Source organism: Micromonospora sp. NPDC049171 (assembly GCF_040648275.1).
Classification (GTDB): domain Bacteria; phylum Actinomycetota; class Actinomycetes; order Mycobacteriales; family Micromonosporaceae; genus Micromonospora.
Genome location: NZ_JBEZDJ010000030.1, coordinates 24,856 through 39,540, shown reverse-complemented (window position 1 = coordinate 39,540; position 14,685 = coordinate 24,856). Strand labels below are relative to the sequence as shown.

Annotated in this window: 17 protein-coding genes; 1 reads left to right on the top strand and 16 read right to left on the bottom strand. The window is 72.4% G+C overall.

Annotated features, from left to right (window positions below; genetic code table 11):
- Nucleotides 1-22: 22 nt before the first annotated feature.
- The 13 genes from AB0B14_RS30515 to AB0B14_RS30455 all read right to left on the bottom strand — a co-directional run bounded on the left by AB0B14_RS30515 (nt 23) and on the right by AB0B14_RS30455 (nt 11,911).
- Nucleotides 23-1,354: an NAD(P)/FAD-dependent oxidoreductase gene (locus AB0B14_RS30515; protein ID WP_357078936.1), complete on the bottom strand. Its 1,332-nt coding sequence runs from the start codon at nt 1,352-1,354 to the stop codon at nt 23-25.
- A 102-nt stretch (nt 1,355-1,456) separates the two neighbouring features.
- Entirely contained in the window at nt 1,457-2,020 is a 564-nt protein-coding gene (locus tag AB0B14_RS30510; protein WP_357078933.1) for a hypothetical protein, read from the bottom strand.
- On the bottom strand, nt 2,017-3,456 hold the full coding sequence (locus tag AB0B14_RS30505) for a DUF58 domain-containing protein (protein ID WP_357525564.1): 1,440 nt from the start codon (nt 3,454-3,456) through the stop codon (nt 2,017-2,019). Before AB0B14_RS30505 ends, AB0B14_RS30510 begins: the two co-directional genes overlap by 4 nt.
- Complete coding sequence (locus AB0B14_RS30500; RefSeq protein ID WP_357078927.1) at nt 3,456-4,463, bottom strand: MoxR family ATPase; 1,008 nt, start codon at nt 4,461-4,463, stop codon at nt 3,456-3,458. The genes AB0B14_RS30505 and AB0B14_RS30500 overlap by 1 nt, the downstream gene beginning before the upstream one ends.
- Complete coding sequence (locus AB0B14_RS30495; protein WP_357525562.1) at nt 4,463-5,050, bottom strand: hypothetical protein; 588 nt, start codon at nt 5,048-5,050, stop codon at nt 4,463-4,465. The genes AB0B14_RS30500 and AB0B14_RS30495 overlap by 1 nt, the downstream gene beginning before the upstream one ends.
- Nucleotides 5,047-5,829, bottom strand: a complete 783-nt coding sequence (locus tag AB0B14_RS30490) for a DUF4129 domain-containing protein (protein WP_357525559.1) — start codon at nt 5,827-5,829, stop codon at nt 5,047-5,049. The genes AB0B14_RS30495 and AB0B14_RS30490 overlap by 4 nt, the downstream gene beginning before the upstream one ends.
- A gap of 21 nt (nt 5,830-5,850) precedes the next feature.
- On the bottom strand, nt 5,851-6,564 hold the full coding sequence (locus AB0B14_RS30485; RefSeq protein ID WP_357525609.1) for a uracil-DNA glycosylase: 714 nt from the start codon (nt 6,562-6,564) through the stop codon (nt 5,851-5,853).
- A 19-nt stretch (nt 6,565-6,583) separates the two neighbouring features.
- A complete protein-coding gene (locus AB0B14_RS30480) occupies nt 6,584-7,270 on the bottom strand; it encodes a dienelactone hydrolase family protein (protein WP_357078919.1) in 687 nt (228 codons plus the stop codon).
- Nucleotides 7,271-7,468: 198 nt separating this feature from the next.
- On the bottom strand, nt 7,469-8,272 hold the full coding sequence (locus AB0B14_RS30475; protein WP_357525557.1) for a hypothetical protein: 804 nt from the start codon (nt 8,270-8,272) through the stop codon (nt 7,469-7,471).
- Nucleotides 8,273-8,402: 130 nt separating this feature from the next.
- Nucleotides 8,403-9,449 (bottom strand): hypothetical protein, encoded by a 1,047-nt coding sequence (locus tag AB0B14_RS30470; RefSeq protein ID WP_357078913.1) that lies wholly within the window; start codon nt 9,447-9,449, stop codon nt 8,403-8,405.
- Nucleotides 9,446-9,778 carry a PadR family transcriptional regulator gene (locus AB0B14_RS30465; RefSeq protein ID WP_357078910.1) on the bottom strand — a complete coding sequence of 111 codons (333 nt, stop codon included), beginning with the start codon at nt 9,776-9,778 and terminating at the stop codon, nt 9,446-9,448. The genes AB0B14_RS30470 and AB0B14_RS30465 overlap by 4 nt, the downstream gene beginning before the upstream one ends.
- A 146-nt stretch (nt 9,779-9,924) precedes the next feature.
- The gene (locus AB0B14_RS30460) at nt 9,925-10,863 is read right to left on the bottom strand and encodes a Ppx/GppA phosphatase family protein (protein ID WP_357079087.1); all 939 of its coding nucleotides are present in this window, start codon (nt 10,861-10,863) and stop codon (nt 9,925-9,927) included.
- Nucleotides 10,864-10,885: 22 nt separating this feature from the next.
- A complete protein-coding gene (locus AB0B14_RS30455) occupies nt 10,886-11,911 on the bottom strand; it encodes a helix-turn-helix transcriptional regulator (protein ID WP_357525555.1) in 1,026 nt (341 codons plus the stop codon).
- Nucleotides 11,912-12,053: 142 nt separating this feature from the next.
- Between AB0B14_RS30455 and AB0B14_RS30450 the strand changes: the two genes are divergently transcribed.
- Complete coding sequence (locus tag AB0B14_RS30450; protein WP_357525553.1) at nt 12,054-12,890, top strand: PHB depolymerase family esterase; 837 nt, start codon at nt 12,054-12,056, stop codon at nt 12,888-12,890.
- A gap of 1 nt (nt 12,891) precedes the next feature.
- Here AB0B14_RS30450 and AB0B14_RS30445 read toward each other — a convergent pair whose 3' ends face one another.
- Genes AB0B14_RS30445 through AB0B14_RS30435 form a run of 3 tightly spaced genes read right to left on the bottom strand, consistent with a single transcriptional unit; the run spans nt 12,892 to nt 14,658 of the window.
- Entirely contained in the window at nt 12,892-13,428 is a 537-nt protein-coding gene (locus tag AB0B14_RS30445; RefSeq protein ID WP_357078899.1) for an amino-acid N-acetyltransferase, read from the bottom strand.
- Nucleotides 13,425-13,982 carry a DUF501 domain-containing protein gene (locus AB0B14_RS30440; RefSeq protein ID WP_357078896.1) on the bottom strand — a complete coding sequence of 186 codons (558 nt, stop codon included), beginning with the start codon at nt 13,980-13,982 and terminating at the stop codon, nt 13,425-13,427. Before AB0B14_RS30440 ends, AB0B14_RS30445 begins: the two co-directional genes overlap by 4 nt.
- 34 nt (nt 13,983-14,016) lie before the next feature.
- Nucleotides 14,017-14,658, bottom strand: coding sequence for a septum formation initiator family protein (locus tag AB0B14_RS30435; protein ID WP_357078893.1), 642 nt, complete (start codon nt 14,656-14,658; stop codon nt 14,017-14,019).
- Nucleotides 14,659-14,685 lie beyond the last annotated feature (27 nt).

Below are 14,685 nucleotides of genomic sequence, written 5' to 3'. Positions count from 1 at the left end.
GCAGTGGGCGGGGTCAGGGGGGTCAGACGCGGGGGGCGCCGACCGGCTGGGACGCCTCGACGAACTCCTCGCGCGGGTCGTGCAGCTGCCCCAGGGCGACCACCTCACGCTTGAGGAAGAACGCCAGCGACCAGTCCACCACGACCCGGACCTTGCGGTTGAACGACGGGATCCGGCTCATGTGGTACGTCCGGTGCATGACCCAGGCCGGCCATCCGGTCATCTTGATCCCGTACACCTGGGCGACGCCCTTGTGCAGGCCGAGGCTCGCGACGCTGCCCACGTGCTTGTGCTTGTAGTTGACCGGCTCGCGGCCACGGATCACGGCCACGATGTTGTCGGCCATCTTGGCGGCCTGACGCACCGCGTGCTGCGCGCTCGGCGAGCAGAAGTTACCCGGCTCCTTGGTGAGGTCCGGCACAGCGGCGCAGTCGCCGGCGCTCCACGCGCCCTCGACCAACCGGTCGCCGTCGACCACCTGGAGAGTGGGCAGGCAGGTGATCCGCCGACGGTCGTCGCGGGGGAAGTCCGTCGCGTCCAGCATCGGCGACGGCTTCACGCCGGCCGTCCAGACGATCGTGTCGGACCGGAAGCTGTCCCCGTCGGAGAGCTTGACCAGCCCGTCGACGCAGGACTCGAGCCGGGTGTCCAGCCGGATGTCCATGTTGCGCTTCAGCAGCTGCTGGACGGTGTACGCGCCCATGTCCCGGTCGACCTCGGGCAGCACCCGCTGGGTCGCCTCGACCAGCACCCAGCGCACCTCGTCCTGCTTCAGCTCCGGGTAGTAGCGCAGGGCGTCGCGAGCCATGTCCTCCATCTCGGCGAGCGCCTCGATGCCGGCGTACCCACCGCCGACGAAGGTGAAGGTCAGCGCGGAACGGCGGACGTCCGGATCCGGCGTGGCGGCCGCCACGTCGAGCCGGTCCAGTACGTGGTTGCGCAGGTAGATCGCCTCGCCGATGGTCTTGAACCCGATGCCCTGCTCGTGCAGGCCGGGAATCGGCAGGGTGCGGGAGACCGACCCCGGGGCGACGACCACGTGGTCGTACGGGATCTCCCGGGCCGGGCCGCTGATCGGCTGGACGGTGGCCACCTTGCGGTCGTGCTCGATCCGCGTGACCGTGCCGGCCACCATCTTGCACCGCTTCAACTCGCGGCGCAGCGGCACCACGGAGTGCCGTGGGGAGATGTTGCCCGCCGCGGCCTCCGGCAGGAACGGCTGATAGGTCATGTGTGGCTGGGGGTCCACCACCATGACCTCAGCCTCACGGGAGCTGAGCTTCTTCGACAGGCGCAGCGCCGCGTAGAGACCGACGTGCCCGGCACCAACCACAAGGATCCGCTTCGGATTCACGTTGTCTATCATTCCCCGGCCGGCTCGGGTAATCCCGCTCGCGCCCCCCATCTGTGACGGAGCACAACCCATGTGACCTGCGTAACCCTCCTGTCGCAGTGGTCACCGGCGCCGCAGGAGCCAGCCCAGTAGCCCTGCGGTCCCCACCGCCACCACCAGCCCCAGCAGTGTCACCCACTGGTAGCCGCTGTCCCCACCCATGCCAGCGGCCTGCAACAAGAGCACCCCCAGCACCGCGCTGCCCAGCAGGACGGCAGCCGCCCGCAGCAACCACCGGGTGATCAACTCGGGGTCCACCACCGCGTCGTAGGGCAGCAGTGCGGCGAGCGCGCAGAGGGTGTGCCCCAGGTAGAGCAGGGCGGCGACGGCGAGCAGTCGCCAGAGGGCGACCGGGCGGCCGTACCCGTCGGTGGCCAGCAGCCAGCCGCCGACGGTGACCAGGGCCGTGAAGGTCGCCCAGATCCGGCGCGGACCGAAGGCGGGCAACAGTGCGGCGACCGCCAGGAAGAGGAGCGGCCGACCGGACAGCACCTCGGCGGGAAAGGCCAGGGCGAACCCGGCAAACACGATGACGAAGATCCCGGCCCGAACCAGCAGCGGGGCGACGCTGACGCGGGCCACGGCGTTCTTGGCGGCCCGAGCCCGCCCGGTCACCACGTCGATCATCTGCCACCAACCCTCGGAGCGGTCGCCAACCGGGCCACGTCCCGCAACACCAGGTCCAGGCTGCCGGCACCGGCCCAACGCACCACCGGTACGCCGTGCTCCCGGAGCTGCCCGATCATGACGTCACGATCCAGGCGCCACAGCCGGTACGCCACCTCGGCCCAGCCCCGGTCCTTCGGCGACGGCAGATCGGTCGGCAGGGTGTCGACGGCCACCACGAACCGCCCGGCGCGGGCCAGCCGGGCGAGCATCTGCGCCGACCGTTCGTCCAGTAGTGGAGTCAGCACCACCACCAACGCGTCCGAGGAGAGCAGTTGCGGACCGAAGACCTGGTCGTACGGCTCGTGCGAGGACGGGTGGACCCGGACGTCGAGCAGCCACTCCAGGACGGTCAGGTACTGCCGACGCCCGGCGGCCGGACGCAGCCGGCGAGCTGCCGGCCCGTACTCCAGCAGCGACACCCGGTCGCCGCGGTGCAGGTAGTGCTCGGCGATCGCGGCAGTGGCCCGGACTGTGGTGTCCAGCACCGAGGCGGCGCCACTCACCCCGCCGGAGCGGCCGGCCTCGGCGAGCACGTCGAGCAACACCACCACCTCGGCGTCGCGGTCGGAGAGCGTGGCGGCCACGTGCAACTGCCGGGCCCGCAACGACACCCGCCAGTCGATGCGACGCAGCCGGTCCCCGGGGCCGAAGCGCCGTACGCCGGCCAACTCGCCGCCCTCGCCGGGCCGGCGGGAGTGGTGCGCCCCGACCAGGCCGGCGGCGCGGGGCATCGCCTCGACCGCCTCGAACGGCTCGGTACGCGGGTAGACCCGCACCCGGACCGGCTCGGTGATCACCGCCCGGGAGACCAGCAGGCCGCCCGCCGTGGCGACCCGGGCACCGGCCGGACCCACCGGATGCCGGCCCCAGCGCAGGGCGTTGCCGGCCAGTTCGAGGTCCACCACGGCGCCGGTGGGCACCGACGTCACGAACGGCCGGTCGGCCACGGAACGGCGCGTGTTGGCCGGAACCGTCGCACCGGTCGCCGCAGTGGTGCTCGGCGGCGCATCCTCGACGGCATCGTTGCGGGCGAAGCCGGCCCGGACGATGCGCAGCCACGGCGACACGCGGGAACGCACCACCACCAGGTCGTAGTCGACCGTGTCCGGGTTGCCGACGCTCACCGCCGCCGTCACGTCGCCGCCCTCGACGAGCGGCCCGCCCTCACCCTGGGTGACCCACACCTGCGGCAGCGCGGTGGGCCGCCGACGCAGCGCGTACGCGGTGCCCAGCGCCAACGGGGCGGCCAGCACGATCAGGTCGACCCGGCCCAGCAGCACGCCCGCCACCAGCAGCAGGCCGGCGAGCAGCACCGCCCGACCGAGCGCCCGGGTGGGTGCCCAGCCGGCAGCCGGTTCCGGCTCGGTGGCCATCGGCACGGTCGGTCCGGTCATCAGTGCCGAGGCCCGCCCGCGGCGTAGCTGGGCAGCGCGCCACTCGCCGGGGCGGGAGTGGACTCCAGCACCTCACCGACCACGAACGCCGGGTCGACCCGGCGCAACCACATCTCCGGGCGCAGGGTGATCCGGTGGGCCAGCGCGGGAGCCGCCACCTCCTTGACGTCCTCCGGCACCACGTAGTCCCGTCCGCCGAACACCGCGCGGACCCGGGCCAGCAGCAGGAGCGCCAGCGAGCCGCGAGGCGAGGCACCGACCAGCACCGACGGGTGCTCACGGGTGGCCGCGGTGAGGGACACGATGTAGCGACCGATGGAGTCCTCCACCACCACGTCCTCCAGGGCGGCCTGCATGGCCCGCAGCGTGGCCGCATCGACCACCGCCTTGATGTCCGCCTCCTCGCGGCGACGGCTCATCCGGCGGCGGAGCACCTCCCACTCCTCCTCGTGCTGCGGATAACCGAAGGAGACCCGCAGCAGGAAACGGTCCAGCTGCGCCTCGGGCAGCGGGTACGTGCCCTCGTACTCGATGGGGTTGGCGGTGGCCAGCACGTGGAACGGTTCGTCCAGCTTGTAGGTCACGCCCTCCACCGAGACCTGCTTCTCCTGCATCGCCTCCAGCAGCGCGGACTGGGTCTTCGGCGGCGTCCGGTTGATCTCGTCGGCGAGCAGCAGGTTGGTGAAGACCGGCCCGGCCCGGAAGGTGAAGTCGCCGTTGCGCTGGTCGTAGAGGAACGAGCCGGTGACGTCGGCGGGGAGCAGGTCGGGGGTGAACTGCAACCGGCGGAAGTCCAGGCCCAACGCCTGGGCGAACGAGCGTGCGGTGAGCGTCTTGCCCAGCCCCGGCAGATCTTCGAGCAACACGTGACCGCCCGCCAGGATGCCGGCGAGGACCAGCTCCAACGCGTCCCGTTTGCCGACCACGACGGTGCCGACCGCGTCCAGGACCGCCCGAGCCAGGTGACCAACCTCGGCGGGGGCAATGCTCCGGTCCACGTCGTTCATCAGATTTTCTCCAGTTCGGCGACGATCACCGCGAGGTCGCGCGGCGACGGGGTGCGGTGAGGCGGGGTCTCCAGGAACGTCCACAGCCGGTCACCCAGCAGGACACGGGCGCGGGCCGGATCCGACTCGCGGGTGACGCCGTGCTTCAGGCGCATCCGCTCGTCGGCCAGTTCGCCGATCCGGGGCAGGACCACCCCGGTGAAACGTTCGGGTCGGGTCATGGACCAGTCCAGGGGCCATTCCCAGCGGTTGATCGCGGTGCGCAACGCGTCCCGGGCGCCCCAGTTGTAGCTGCCGTCGTCGTCACCCGTCCCGGCCCGGCCACCCGCCGGTGGCGGAGGTGGCGGCGCGAGCAGGGCGGTGACCCTGCGGATCGCCAGCACGGCGAGCACCCCGGCGATGAGCACCGGCAGCGAGACCTGGAGGCCGACCGCGCGCAGGCCGACGAGCAGCACCGCGACCACCGCGGCGGCCCACGCGATCGCGCGCACCACCGGCCCGGTCCGGGAACGGGGCTCCTGCGGGCCTCTGGGCGCGGCCTCCTCCTCGAACGCGAGCAGGTCGTCGATGCTGGTGCTGCTGCTCATGGGGTCACCACCGTGAGCTCTCCGCGCAGCCGGCGAAGTGCGGCGCGGGCCTGGTCGCGGGTGCGTTCGTCGACCGGTCGGGTCGCGTAGCGGGCCTCCCGGTAGACGTGCGCGAACTCGGCCAGCACGTCGGCGCTGACGATCGCCGGAACACCGGCCGCCGGGTCGCCGCGCAGCAGCCGGCTGACCAGGTCGGTGGGGGTGTCCCCGGCGAGCCGTGGCACACCGGCCGCGGCGGCGGCCTCCTCCAGGCGCACCCAGCAGGCGATCACCGCCACCCGGGGATCGGTGTCCCGGTCGTCGAGTTCCACCAGGCCCGCGTCGAGGGCGGCGGCCACCTCGCGGGCGGTGCCCTCGGCGGTACGCCGGGCCCGCTGCGCCGGCAGGGACCGGGTGGTGCGGCGCAGTGCGCCCCGGATCAGCACCCAGGTCAGGTAACCGAGGGCGGCGAGGATGGCCAGCCCGAGCAGGACCATCGCCACCTTGGCGATCCACTCCGGTATGTGTGCCTGGGTGGCCTCACCGGCATCACGCGGCTCGACCCGAATGGACGGTGACGGCTCGGCGGTCGGGTACTCGGGCACCCACGGAACGTTGTCCGCGGCCGGCGGGATCCGGCTGGCCCCGATCGACGAGTGGGCGGACGCCAACGCGGCACCAGCGAGCAGTGCGGCGATCGCGGCGACCGGCCACCACCGGCGAAGCAGGCCGAGTGCCGGGCGCAACACCCCCGGCTCGGCAGCCGCGAACGGCGTGGGGGGCTGTGTCCGGTCTGTCATCGCCACCGCCCCACGCGTGTCTCAGTCCACCCCGGCCAGCTGCTTAGCCTGGTCGAAGACGTCGTCCAGCATCCCTGGTGTCAGCCGCCCGGTGAAGGTGTTCTGCTGGCTGACGTGGTAGCAGCCCAGCAAGTCCGGAGCGTCCGTGCCGGACCAGTGTGCCCCATGACCGAACGCCGGTCGCGGGCTGGGCGGGCGCTGCCCGTACACCTGGCGAAGCACCGGCCACCACGCGGCCCAGGCGAACGCGCCAAGCGCGACGACGACACGCAGCGTGGGCCGGATGAGGGTGACCTCGCGGTGCAGCCAGGGTGCGCAGGTGTCCCGTTCCGGCGGGGTCGGTTTGTTGTCCGGCGGCGCACACCGCACGGCCGAGAAGATCCGCAGGTCCCGCAGGGTGAGCCCGTCGTCGGCGGCGACACTTGTCGGCTGGTTGGCCAGCCCGGCCCGGTGCAACGCGGCGAACAACACGTCACCGGACCGGTCACCGGTGAAGATCCGGCCCGTGCGGTTGCCGCCGTGCGCGGCGGGCGCCAGCCCGAGAATGGCGATCCGCGCGTCGCCGGTGCCGAAGCCCGGCACCGGTCGACCCCAGTACTCCTGGTCGCGGAAGGCGGCCCGGCGGGTGCGGGCCACCTCCTCCCGCCACTGGACCAACCGGGGGCAGGCGAAACAGTCGCTCACCGCCGCGTCCAGGTCGGCCAGGTCGGTCGCCCGCGCCGCGCGGGCGACCACCTGCTCGGGGGTACGCGACTCAGCCAAGCTTGGCCCGGAAGAGTTCCAGGGTGCGGGCCCAGGCGCTGGACGCGGCGCGCTGGTCGAACGCCTCCGGACGGTCGTCGTTGAAGAAGGCGTGCGAGGTGCCCGGATAGTCGTAGAGGTGGCAGTCGCCGCCGGCCTCCTCGATGGCCCGGCGGGCGGTCTGCACGCCCTCGGTGGCCGAGGTGCCGTCCTCTTCGGAGCAGTGGATGACCGCGGCCTTGCCGGCGTAGTCGGCCCAGTCGGGGCGCATCGACTCCCACGGCAGCACGGGATAGAAGCCGACGGTGGCGACGATCCGCTCGGAGATGGTGGCCGACCAGAGGGCGAGGCTGCCACCGGCGCAGAAGCCCACGGCGCCGACCTTGCCGGTGACCTCCGGCCGCCCGGCGAGATAGTCGGCCGCGCCGGCGATGTCCTTCGCCGCCTCGTCCATCCGCATCGCCATCAGCAACCGCTGCGCCTCGTCCGGCTCGCTTGTCGTCTCACCGTGGTAGAAGTCCGGGGCGAGGGCGACGAACCCGGCGTCGGCGAACCGCTCCGCGACCGACCGGATGTGCGGAACCAGGCCCCACCACTCCTGGATGACGATGACGGCGGGGCTGGCCATGCCACTGGCGGGTATCGCGAGATACCCCTCGCTCGTACCCCCGTTGCTGCGGTAGGTCACCATTTCGCCCATGGGCCGTCCTCCTAGCGGTCAGTCATCGTTGGCTGGTCGCCCAGTGGTCCTAGTGCCGGTAGCCTGCCATGCCGCGCCGCCCCCCGGGAAGACGCCGGAACAGTGGCATTCACCTCCCGTTCGCCCGCCGATGACCGCGGGTACGCCGACGGCGGCGGGTAGGCTCCCGCCGCCGTCAATGCTGATCTACCGCCGCGGTCAGGCCTTCTTGGTCAGGCAGAGCACGTAGCCCGTCTTGCCGGGCTTGATGCTGGAGTAGATGTACCCCTCTTCGCCCGGCTTGAAGAACTGCTCGCAGGCGGTGGGGGCCTTGGCCTGGGCCTCGGTCTGGTCGTCGACCCGACCGACCACGTTGTACGCCGCCTCGGTGGAGGTGCACTCGACGATCCTGGCGTTGGTGACCTTCTCCTGCTTGGTGCCGGTGACCTCGGGCAGCTTGGCGATGCAGTCACCGGCCTTGGCGTCCGCCGTCTCGTCCCTGTTGACCAGGTTGCCGATCGCCGAGACGACGCCGAACTTCAGGCCGGCGACGACGAGTACCGCGAGGATCGCGCCCACGATGCCGAGGGCCTTCACCGCACCGAACTTCTTCGCCTCCGGCTCAGCAGCCTCCGGCTCGCCCGACTCCGACCCGGTCGACTCCGCCTCGGCCGCACGCGGCTCGGCCGACTTCGGCTCGGCCGCTTGCGACTCGGGTGACTCCGGCTCGGCCGACTTCGGCTCGGCCGACGCCGACGCCGACTTCGACTCCTCCGACTCCGACCCGGCCGCACGCGGCTCGGTCGACTTCGACTCCAGCTTCGGCTCCGACTTCGGCTCGGTCGACTCCGGCTCGGTCGGACCCGACTCGGTCAGCTCCGACCCGGTCAGCTCCGACCCGGTCGACTTCGGCTCGGCGGGACGCGACACCCCCGCCTGCGGCTCGGCCGGCTGGGGCGTCTCGACGGCCGGCTCAGCTGGTGCACCATCGGAGGCGGGGGGCGTTGCGACCTGCTCTGGCACGGGGGTTCCTTCCGAGGGGTGGATGAGCAGACGACACCGTAACGATCATTGATTTCCGGTGTCGTCCCGCCCGCCTCGTCCGTTCAGTTATTTCCCACAGTCGCCCGCATGATCCAGTTCACACCGTCACTCAGCTCGTCGGGGTGGGGCTCGGCGTGCCGGCCGGTGTCGCGGTCGGGTCCGCCGAGGGCTCGTCGGTCGCCGTACCGCCTGCCGTCGGCGTGCTGGTCGGCGTGCGAGTCGGGTCCGCCGTCGGGGTGGTGGTCGGATCCGCCGGCGGCGAGCTGAACGCGGGCGGCGCCAGGTTGGGGTTGGACCCGGCCGGACCGCGAGGGCCGAAGGGCGCCCGGCCCACGCAGTACGGGTACGGCCGCAGCAGCGGGGCTCCGTAATCGTTGACCGGACCCTCACAGTCCGGGTAGCCGAGGCGGATCGGATTGCCGTCCTGGTCGAAGAGCCGGGCGTTCTCCACCAGCCGGCCCTCACCGTCGTAGACGAAGACGTCCCGGACCCGGCTGTACTGGCTGTCGACCGAGGTCTGGTCGTAGTAGTAGTCGTTGCCGTGCCGATTCTCGGCGTCGACAAGCCCGACGAGCGCGAAGACCACCAGCACCGCGCTGCCCACCTGCACGACCGATCGTGGCCAGCGGGTCAGCCGGGCGGAGCGGCGACCGAGCCAGATCGAGGCGAGGACGAAGCCGACCAGCATGAACAGGCCAGCCAGCAGCTCGCCACCGAAGCGGGGCAGCAGACCAATGCCGCCGCCGCTGCTGACCACGCTGACCAGCATCGCCGCCAGGTAGCCGCGCAGCACCCACCAGCCGGGGCGCAGCAGGCGGAGGAAGTCGCTGGCGTGCGCGTACCCCAGGGGTGGACCGAGCCGGGTGTCGATCGCGCTCAGCCGGCCGCGGGCCCGGACCAGCGCGGCGGCGACCCGCTGGTCGAGGTTGCGCCCACCGCCGCCCGGTGCGGCACCGGCCGCGGCGCGCAGCTCGGCCGCGTACGTCTCGGGCTCGCCCAGCCGCTCGACGAGGGTGCCCTCGGCCTCGGCGGCGACCTCGGTGAGGTGGTCAGCAAGATCCTCGGTCAGCTCGTCGCGTTGCGTGGGCGGCAGGTCGGCAAGGGCGGCCCGGACCCGCGCCACGTAGTCGGTGATCTCCTGCTCCGTGACGGTCATGCCGCCAACCCCCGATCGTCGAGCAGAGTGTCCATTGTGGTGGCGAACGAGCGCCAGAGCTTGCCGGAGCGGGTCAACTGGTCACGCCCCGCGGCGTTGAGTGAGTAGTACTTGCGGTGCGGCCCGGATTCGCTCGGCACCACGTAGGTGGTGAGCAGGCCGGCGGCGAAGAGGCGGCGCAGCGTCCCGTAGACCGAGGCGTCTCCGACCTCTTCCAGGCCGGCCTCACGCAACCGGCGCAGGATGTCGTAACCGTAACCGTCCTCCTCCCGGAGCACGGCCAGGACGGCCATGTCGAGCACGCCCTTCAGCAACTGTGTGGTGTCCACGCAATGCACACTACTGTGCATTGCGAAGTACCGTCAATGATCTCGCCCCGACACGCGGGGCGCGAGCGGGCGTGATCGACTCGGCTTTCAGGAAACCGGGGCGTCCCGGCGACCCGGACACCGCGACTTCAACGAGGACGAGTTGATCAGGTGGCTGGCTGGAGACTCCAGGCGATGCCGTCGAGGATGTCGTGCTCGGAGGCGACCACCGACGGCATCCCGGCCCGCTCCATGATCACGCGGAGCACGAGGGCGCCCGCGCCGATCACGTCGGCCCGGCCCGGGTGCATCACCGGAATCGCCAACCGCTGCGCACGGGTCTGGCCCAGCAGATCCGCGGTCACCCGGGCCACCGCCTCGTACGACACCCGGGCGTGGTGGATGCGCTCCGGGTCGTACTCCCGCAGGCCCTGGGCGATGGCGACCACGGTGGTGACCGACCCGGCGAGGCCGACCAGGGTGGCCGCCTCGCGGCCGGGCACCACGGCGAGCGCCCGGTCCACCGCCGCCGCGATGTCGGCCTGCGCCGCCGCGACCTGCTCGGACGTCGGCGGGTCGCCGGGCAGGTGCCGCTCGGTCATCCGGACACAACCGATGTCCACGGAGATCGCCGCGCGCACGCCGTCGGCCCGGTCACCGACCACGAACTCGGTCGAGCCGCCACCGATGTCGACGACCAGGAACGGCTCCTTCGCGTCGGCCGGCAGGCCGCGCACCGCGCCGGTGAACGACAGCCGGGCCTCCTCGTCGCCGGTGACGACCTCGGGCGCGACGCCGAGGGTGCTCCGCACCATCTCGGTGAAGTCGTCGGCGTTGGCGGCGTCCCGGGAGGCCGAGGTGGCACACATGCGAACCCGCTGTGCGCCCAGCTTCTCGATGTCCGCCGCGTACGACGACAGCGCCACTCGGGTCCGTTCGATCGCCTCCGGCGCCAACCGGCCGGTGCGGTCCACACCCTGGCCGAGCCGGACGATCTCCATCCGCCGGGTCAGGTCGACAAGCGGCGCCGGCGACCCGGTGGACTCCTCGGGCAGGTCGGCGACGAGCAGTCGGATCGAGTTGGTCCCGCAGTCGATGGCCGCCACACGCGTCGTCACGGCAGCAACCTTACGGCAGGACGGGCGGGCGCCCCGCCGCTTGCCGGATGGCCGAGCCGCCGGACGAGCCGCTCGACAACTCCGCGCCGAGCGCGGTCAGGTGGTGCCGAACCGCCCCGCCCTCGCGTTCGCTGGCCACCAGCCCGGCAGAGCGCAGCGCGGTGGCGTGTTCCGAGGCCGAGGAGAGGCTGATCCCGACGGCGCGCGACAGCACGGTGGTGGTCATCCCGCCCTCGTTCGCCAGCCGGCGCAGCACCAGCGCCCGGGTGGCGCCGAGCAGCCGACCGAGGGAATCGCCCTCGGTGGTGGCCCCGAGCGTGGGCAGCACCGTCGGATAGACGAGCAGGATCGGGTGACCGGGCTGCACCAGCACCCGGGGGCGGGGTCCGGCCAGCGGGGAGGGCAGCAGGATCAGCCCGTGGCCGGTGCCGGGCAGCTCCCCACTCCACCACGTCCGCACCTCCAGCACCGGCTCCCGCCACCGGATCGCCGGGTGCAACCCCGCGAGGAGGCCGTCCAGGCCATGCTGCGCCAGCCGTTGGCTGGCACAGGTCACCTGCTGGCGGTACGCGGACGTCAGATCCGGCCAGAGCGGTGCCAGGACCGCCTCGAACCAGGTGCGGACGGCCCCGCCGAACAGGTCCAACACCTCCGGATCGGCAGCCGCGAACCGCCGCCGCAGCGGGGAAGTGGCCACCTGCGCGTACGCCTCGATGGTCTCGACGCGGATCCGCTCCGCGGGGGTGGCCCGAATCGCGTCCAGGCCGGCCTCGACCGACTCCAGGCCGGACAGTGGGGTGACGAAGTCCGGCAGCCGCCCCCGGGCGGGCAGCAGGTGCCGCAGCGTCGCGGTGGCAGCCTGCGCGTCGCCCGTGCCCTCCACCGCCGCCGCCCGCTCGGCCAACGTCGGTGCCATCGCCGCGACCGTCGGGTCCCGCAGCCACTGGCCAGCCAGCAGTGCGGTGCCGACCGGGTGCAGCCGGTCGGCGAACCGCACCCGGCAGAGGTCGGCCGGCCCGAGGTGGAGACGAAGCATGAGGGACAGCCTGCCTCCCTTCGCCCAGGGCCGAAAGGGTTGATCGGTGAGCGGGCCGCCTCCAGAGTGGACCGCAGGTCTACGGGGGGTGGCCGAAGTGCGGCGAGTGATGGCGGTGTTAACGGGGCTCTGCCTCATTGTCATGGTTGCGGCTTGCGGTGAGCGGGGGCGGCCCGCGCCGGCCCCGCCCTCCGCGTCCAGCGAACCCCTGACCGCAGGCGACCACGACCTCACCCTGAGCCACAACGGCCAGGACCGCACCTACCTGCTGCACGCACCATCCGGGTACGACCCGAGCCGGTCGCCCGCGCTGGTCATCGCGCTGCACTTCTATCCCGGCAGCGCCACCGGCATCCAGGAGCTGGCCGGCCTGGACGCGAAGGCCGACAAGGACAACGTGCTGGTGGCCTACCCCGACGGGGTGAGCGGCGGCTTCAACGCGCTGGTCTGCTGCGGCAGCGCGGACGACGTCGGCTTCCTCACCGCCCTCACCGACCACCTGGTGCGGACCTGGCACGCGGACCCGAACCGGGTCTTCCTCACCGGCATCTCGAACGGCGGCGACATGAGCTTCCGGGCGGCGGTGGAGAGCACCGGCACGTTCGCCGCGATCGGGGTGGTCAGCGGTGGGTACAGCGGAAAACTGACCACGGCCGAGAGTTACGTGCCGAAGAGCCCGGTCTCCGTGATCACCTTCATCGGCGGCCAGGACCAGTACGCCTCGACGTTCCAGACCGGCATCAAGACCTGGCAGCAGCGGCTCTCCTGCCGGCCGAGCCCGAAGGCGTCCGGGGTGCCGGGCGTGACGCACACGGTGGCGAGCTGCGCGAACGGCAGCGAGGTCAGCGTCTACACCCTGCCCGAGATGGGCCACAGTTGGCCGGGGGCGACGATCGGGTCGCTCGCCGCCTCCTCCGCGGGGCTGTCGGCCACCGACCTGATGTGGGAGTTCTTCGCCGCGCACCCCCGCAAGGCCTGACCTACAGGCGCAGCAGCATCCGGGTGTTGCCCAGCGTGTTCGGCTTGACCCGCTCCAGGTCCAGGAACTCCGCGACACCCTCGTCGTACGAGCGCAGCAGCTGCTCGTACACCGGTTGCGGCACCGGTGCGCCGTCGATCTCCTGGAAACCGAACGCGCCGAAGAACTGCGTCTCGAAGGTGAGCACGAAGATCCGGGCCACCCCCAACTCCCGGGCCGCGTCGATCAACTCGCCGACCAGTCGGTGCCCGATGCGCCGGCCCCGACAGACCGGATCCACCGCGACCGTGCGGATCTCGGCCAGGTCCTCCCACATGACGTGCAGCGCGCCGCAGCCCACCACCGTGCCGTCGGAGGGGTGGACCGCCACCCGGAACTCCTGCACCTGCTCGTAGAGGGTGACCGTCGCCTTGCTCAGCAGCCGCCGGTCGTTGGTGTAGGTGTCGACGAGCCGCCGGATGCCCCGCACGTCCCCGGTGCGGGCCCGCCGCACCACGATCTGACTCTCGGGTGCCGAGGACCCGGCCGGCGCGCTCATTCGCCCGCCGGGACGTCCACGCACGGACCGGCCGCCCACCAGGGCTCGACCAGCTCCAACGTCTCGTCACCGAACGGGTTGACGCCGGGGCCGGCACCCAGCGCGTGCCCCAGGTGCACGTGCAGGCACTTCACCCGGCCCGGCATCCCGCCGGCCGAGATACCGGCGATCTCCGACACCTCGCCGATGGCCTCGCGGCGGGCGAGGTAGTCCTCGTGCGCGGCACGGTAGTGGGCGGCCAACTCGGGATCCGTCGTCAGCCGGTCCGCCATCTCCTTCATCAGCCCCGCCGACTCCAGCCGGCTGCACGCCGCCGTGGCCCGGGGACAGGTCAGGTAGTAGAGCGTCGGGAATGGCGTGCCGTCGGAGAGACGGGGAGTCGTCTCCACCACGTCCGGGAGCCCGCACGGGCACCGGTGGGCCACCGCCCGGGTGCCCCGGGGCGTGCGGCCGAGCTGCGCGGCCACCGCGGCCAGGTCGGCCTCGGTGGCCGGCTCGCGCTGCGGCGGAGGTACGGAATCCGCCGCCGGCTTCGACGGTGGTACGACAGTCACGGTGCCCATCTCTCCTGGTGCGCTGGTCGGTGGATCACTTACCCGGTTGCTGGCTGTCCGCCGCCCGCACGCTCGACCAGAGCGTGTCATACCAGGTCACCGGCCCGGTCGGGGCGGCCGCTCCGGCCGACTTCCCGGCGTCCCGGGCGGCACCCTCCGCGTCGTGCAGCACCACCATCATCTTCTCGCCCGGGGAGCCCATGAAGAACCGCTCCCGGGCCTGCGTCTTGATGTACTCCTCGTCGTTCCAGTTGGCGGCCTCGGCGGCGAGCTTGGCGATCTCCGCCTCCTGCGCCTCCTGGGCCGCCTCCATCCGCTCGATGTCGGCCTGCTGGTCCAGGTAGACCCGGACCGGGTACGTGTAGGCCAGCGCGAGCGCGATCAGGACCGCGAAGAGCACGGTGGCCCGACCGGTGAAGCGACGGGGGTGGGGTGCGGCGAGCCGCTTGACGGAACCACCGGCGGCGGTACGCCGAGCGGCGGCCGGACGATTCGCGGAGCGCACGCCGTCGGCGCCCCGGGACGCGCCCGGAGCCCGACCAGCGGTGCCGCGCGGCTCGGCGCGTACGCCGGCCTCGCGGACCGATCCCCGCGTGGCCCGGCCACCACCCGGCCGGCCGGACTGACCCGGCCGGCGGGTGGGACGCTGACCACCCGGTGTGCGGCGCTGCTGCATCGTCACACCCCTCCCCCGAGGCTTCCC

Coding starts and splice junctions, on each gene's coding strand:
- AB0B14_RS30510 (WP_357078933.1), bottom strand. CDS start 2,020: ATGATCGACGTGGTGACCGGGCGGGCTCGGGCCGCCAAGAACGCCGTG.
- AB0B14_RS30505 (WP_357525564.1), bottom strand. CDS start 3,456: ATGACCGGACCGACCGTGCCGATGGCCACCGAGCCGGAACCGGCTGCC.
- AB0B14_RS30500 (WP_357078927.1), bottom strand. CDS start 4,463: ATGAACGACGTGGACCGGAGCATTGCCCCCGCCGAGGTTGGTCACCTG.
- AB0B14_RS30495 (WP_357525562.1), bottom strand. CDS start 5,050: ATGAGCAGCAGCACCAGCATCGACGACCTGCTCGCGTTCGAGGAGGAG.
- AB0B14_RS30490 (WP_357525559.1), bottom strand. CDS start 5,829: ATGACAGACCGGACACAGCCCCCCACGCCGTTCGCGGCTGCCGAGCCG.
- AB0B14_RS30480 (WP_357078919.1), bottom strand. CDS start 7,270: ATGGGCGAAATGGTGACCTACCGCAGCAACGGGGGTACGAGCGAGGGG.
- AB0B14_RS30470 (WP_357078913.1), bottom strand. CDS start 9,449: ATGACCGTCACGGAGCAGGAGATCACCGACTACGTGGCGCGGGTCCGG.
- AB0B14_RS30455 (WP_357525555.1), bottom strand. CDS start 11,911: ATGCTTCGTCTCCACCTCGGGCCGGCCGACCTCTGCCGGGTGCGGTTC.
- AB0B14_RS30450 (WP_357525553.1), top strand. CDS start 12,054: ATGGTTGCGGCTTGCGGTGAGCGGGGGCGGCCCGCGCCGGCCCCGCCC.
- AB0B14_RS30445 (WP_357078899.1), bottom strand. CDS start 13,428: ATGAGCGCGCCGGCCGGGTCCTCGGCACCCGAGAGTCAGATCGTGGTG.
- AB0B14_RS30435 (WP_357078893.1), bottom strand. CDS start 14,658: ATGCAGCAGCGCCGCACACCGGGTGGTCAGCGTCCCACCCGCCGGCCG.